The sequence below is a fragment of the Pseudomonas sp. P7759 genome (assembly GCF_013386445.1).
Classification (GTDB): Bacteria; Pseudomonadota; Gammaproteobacteria; order Pseudomonadales; family Pseudomonadaceae; genus Aquipseudomonas; species Aquipseudomonas azotoformans_A.
The window spans coordinates 1-3,208 of record NZ_JACART010000117.1 but is presented as its reverse complement, the minus strand read 5'-3'; the positions used below and the strand labels follow the sequence as shown (position 1 = coordinate 3,208).

Below are 3,208 nucleotides of genomic sequence, written 5' to 3'. Positions count from 1 at the left end.
CCGTCGGTGGTGCGCATGAACACCTTGAGGTCCTGCACGAACAGGTCCGCGCCCTCTACCAATTCCACGCCCATTTCACGGGCCAGGAACGCATGCTCGAAGAACGCGCTGTTGAAGCGACCCGGCGTCAGCACCACCACGTTGGGGTTGTCCAGGCGGCTTGAGCTTTTCAGGGTCTTGAGCAGCAGGTTGGGGTAGTGGTCCACCGGTGCGATGCGCTGTTTGGCGAACACCTCGGGGAACAGGCGCATCATCATNNTTGTCTTCCAGCACGTAGTAAGTGCCGTCACCATCGCGCACCAGGTCCACGCCGGAAATGTGCGAATAGATGTCGCGGTGCAGGTCCAGCCCGACCATGGCCTTCTGGTAACCCTCGTTGCCCAGCACCTGGTCTGCCGGAATGATCCCGGCCTTGATGATGCGCTGGTCGTGGTAGATGTCGGCGAGGAACATGTTCAGCGCATTGACGCGCTGGATACAGCCGCGTTCGATCACGCTCCATTCACTGGCGGGGATGCTGCGCGGGATGATGTCGAAGGGGATCAGGCGCTCGGTGTCTTGCTCGTCGCCATACAAGGTGAAGGTGATTCCGGCGCGGTGGAACAGCAAATCGGCTTCACGGCGACGCTGGGCCAGCAGCTCCGGCGGCGTATTCGCCAGCCAGCGGGAAAAATCCTGGTAATGCGCACGGCACACGCCGTTTGCGTCATTCATTTCATCAAAGAAAGATCGAGCCATTCCAGTACCTTGTCAGTGCCGAGGGGAGCAGGTGGCACTGCCGTTTCAAAAAACGCATTTTTTATGAGCCCGTGGCGGTGGGTGCCAAAGGGCCTGGTCCTTACTTTCTTATGGGGGTCGGCTCTGGGTCGGGAGGTAACCAATGCTCCTGTATCCGGGCAGATGAATGGATAAAGCAATGCTTGTGCCGGAAACCCTATTCAAGCTGTCGAGCTGAGAGGCTTTTGTAGTGAGCGGGCTTGCCCCGCGCTGGGCTGCGCAGCGGCCCGACCAAAAGCGGGAGCGCTACGCACTCCAGCGCGGGGCAAGCCCGTTCACTACAGTGCACGCCATGCTCCGACTTGGTGCATGAACAAACTTGAACTTCATCCGCCCGCGATTCTTCTAACGGCACACGAACCTGCATGGAGCACCGCCGTGCCCAGAATCATCTCACCCGAAACCCCGGAATCGAGCCTGCCCGATCACAGCGAGCACAACGCCAAGATCTTCGGTTCGCCCAAGGACCGCCTGGATTTCTACCGGCGCGAAATCCAATACGAAACCACCATCCTCGCCAACCGCACCGACGCCTATCTCACCGCGCAGTCGTTCCTGGTGATCGCCTTCGTGTCCGGCATGGGCAACCTCAACCCCGAGTGGGGCAAGCTGTTCACCGTGGTGGTGCCGATTTTCCTCGCGGCGCTGGGCATCCTCAGTTCCCTCAACGCCTGGCCGGGGATCCGCGCGGCGTATGACATCATCGATCACTGGCACTTCAAGCAAAGCGAGCTGTTGCGCAGCGAGCCGGTGATGGGTATGGCGTACGACGAATCACCGCTGTTTTCCGAGATGGAGTCGTCCCACAAGGGCTACCGCAAGTCGCTGCTGTTCTCCATGCGCGCACCCTGGCTGTTCATGGTGTTCTGGGTACTGCTCGCCGCGTATGCGTTTTATATCCAGGTCGACAACCCTGGGTCGTAAGCCGATGGAACTTCACCGCCCTGGGCATGACCTTAACTCTACCCAGGCGATATTTTCCGAGAGGTAACCATGAGCACAGACAAACAACCCGCCACCGGTGCGGATGCGCCCAAAGACCCGGTGCCGGCCAAAGACCCCAAGGCCAAGGAAAACGACTACAGTCCAGACTTCAAGCCCAAGCCTGAGCCCAAGCCTGAAACCGATGCCGATATCGACACCCAAGGCGGTTAGAGGAGACGGTCATGTCCAAAGAACTTGATGATGAACTCAACGACCCAGGCAACGAAGACCCCGGTTCATTGATGGACGATGCAGAAGTGCCGCTGAACGATCTGGATGACGCGGCGGATGTGGGCAATACCGAAAACCAGGACTGAGCGTCACTCGATCATCTGTGAGCCAATGGTTTTCATCCGGATCATATCCATCAACTGCCGCAACCCCGGCTGTGACTGGCGCCGGCTGGGGTAATACATGCACAACGGCTCGCCCATGCAGGCCCAGTCAGGCATTACCTCCACCAGGCGGCCCTCTTTCAGCTCCTGCTCCACACGGTTGGACAGGCAGTAGGCAATCCCCACCCCTTGCAGTGCGGCATTGACGATGGTCTCGGTATCGGCCGCGCTGAAGTGGCCGGGCACGTCGATGCGTTGTTGCCGTGTGCCGTTGCCCAATTCCCACTTGTAGGTGGTCTTGTCGCCCAGGTACATGCGGACGCAGGAATGCTCCAGCAAGTCCTTGGGGGCCTGGGGCGTGCCGCGTCGGGCGAGATAGGTGGGGGAGGCGACCATGATCCAGCGCAGCTCAGCCGTCAGCGGTACAGCGACCATGTCCTGGGGCACGGTGGCGCCGTAGCGGATACCCGCGTCGTAGCCTTCAGCGATGATGTCGATCATCTGGTCCTGCACGATCAGGTCCAGGCGCAGTTGCGGGTAAGCCGCGCAAAAGTCCCCAAGAATCGGCGCCAGCAGCAAGACCGCCGCGTCCCGTGGCACATTCAGGCGCAAGCGGCCGATCGGTGCCTCGCGATATAGCTCCAGAGTGTCGAGGCCGTCCTTGATGGTGGCAAACCCCTGGAGGAGTTTTTCCGCCAACAGGGAGCCCGCATCGGTAGGTTCCACGGCGCGGCTGGTGCGATAGAGCAGCTTGACGCCCAGGCGGGTTTCCAGGTTGCGCATGGTGTGGCTCAACGCCGAGGTGGTCACCCCCAGTTCATGGGCGGCGTGGCGGAAGCTGCGGCGACGGATGATCGCCATGAACACATTGAGGTCAGCCAATTCGGAACGGTTGAAAGCAGCCATTTCAAGTCTCTTGAGCAGGAATTCGGCTGTATGCGGCGTTGAGCCCGATTCAACCGTAGATGACTTAGAGTAATTGTTTTTCTAAGCATTATTGCGCGCCATGGGATTTTTTTATGCACGTTGAGACCATCAGAATTGCCGGCATCGACCAAGCGGTCTCGCGGATTGCCCTCGGCACCTGGTCCATGGGCGGGCACCTGTGGGGC

4 protein-coding genes and 1 pseudogene are annotated in these 3,208 nt (G+C 59.9%); 3 read left to right on the top strand and 2 right to left on the bottom strand.

Features of this window, described 5'->3' with window-relative positions:
* Positions 1-738, bottom strand: a pseudogene (locus tag HX823_RS31490) (circularly permuted type 2 ATP-grasp protein); the annotation flags it as partial.
* 417 nt (positions 739-1,155) lie between these two features.
* On the opposite strand from HX823_RS31490, the gene HX823_RS31485 reads away from it, so the two are divergent.
* The 3 genes from HX823_RS31485 (at position 1,156) to HX823_RS32130 (ending at position 2,078) form a co-directional block, all read left to right on the top strand.
* Positions 1,156-1,701 carry a hypothetical protein gene (locus tag HX823_RS31485; protein WP_033902169.1) on the top strand — a complete coding sequence of 182 codons (546 nt, stop codon included), beginning with the start codon at positions 1,156-1,158 and terminating at the stop codon, positions 1,699-1,701.
* Positions 1,702-1,770: 69 nt separating this feature from the next.
* On the top strand, positions 1,771-1,932 hold the full coding sequence (locus HX823_RS31480) for a hypothetical protein (protein WP_010210501.1): 162 nt from the start codon (positions 1,771-1,773) through the stop codon (positions 1,930-1,932).
* A gap of 11 nt (positions 1,933-1,943) precedes the next feature.
* Positions 1,944-2,078: a hypothetical protein gene (locus tag HX823_RS32130; RefSeq protein WP_256348987.1), complete on the top strand. Its 135-nt coding sequence runs from the start codon at positions 1,944-1,946 to the stop codon at positions 2,076-2,078.
* 3 nt (positions 2,079-2,081) lie between these two features.
* Here the strand turns inward: HX823_RS32130 and HX823_RS31475 are convergent, their stop codons facing one another.
* Entirely contained in the window at positions 2,082-3,002 is a 921-nt protein-coding gene (locus HX823_RS31475) for a LysR family transcriptional regulator (protein WP_177078541.1), read from the bottom strand.
* Positions 3,003-3,208 lie beyond the last annotated feature (206 nt).

What these genes read in the sequence shown, in the direction of transcription:
- HX823_RS31475 (WP_177078541.1), bottom strand. Translation starts at nt 3,002, where the DNA reads ATGGCTGCTTTCAACCGTTCCGAATTGGCTGACCTCAATGTGTTCATG.
- HX823_RS32130 (WP_256348987.1), top strand. Translation starts at nt 1,944, where the DNA reads ATGTCCAAAGAACTTGATGATGAACTCAACGACCCAGGCAACGAAGAC.
- HX823_RS31480 (WP_010210501.1), top strand. Translation starts at nt 1,771, where the DNA reads ATGAGCACAGACAAACAACCCGCCACCGGTGCGGATGCGCCCAAAGAC.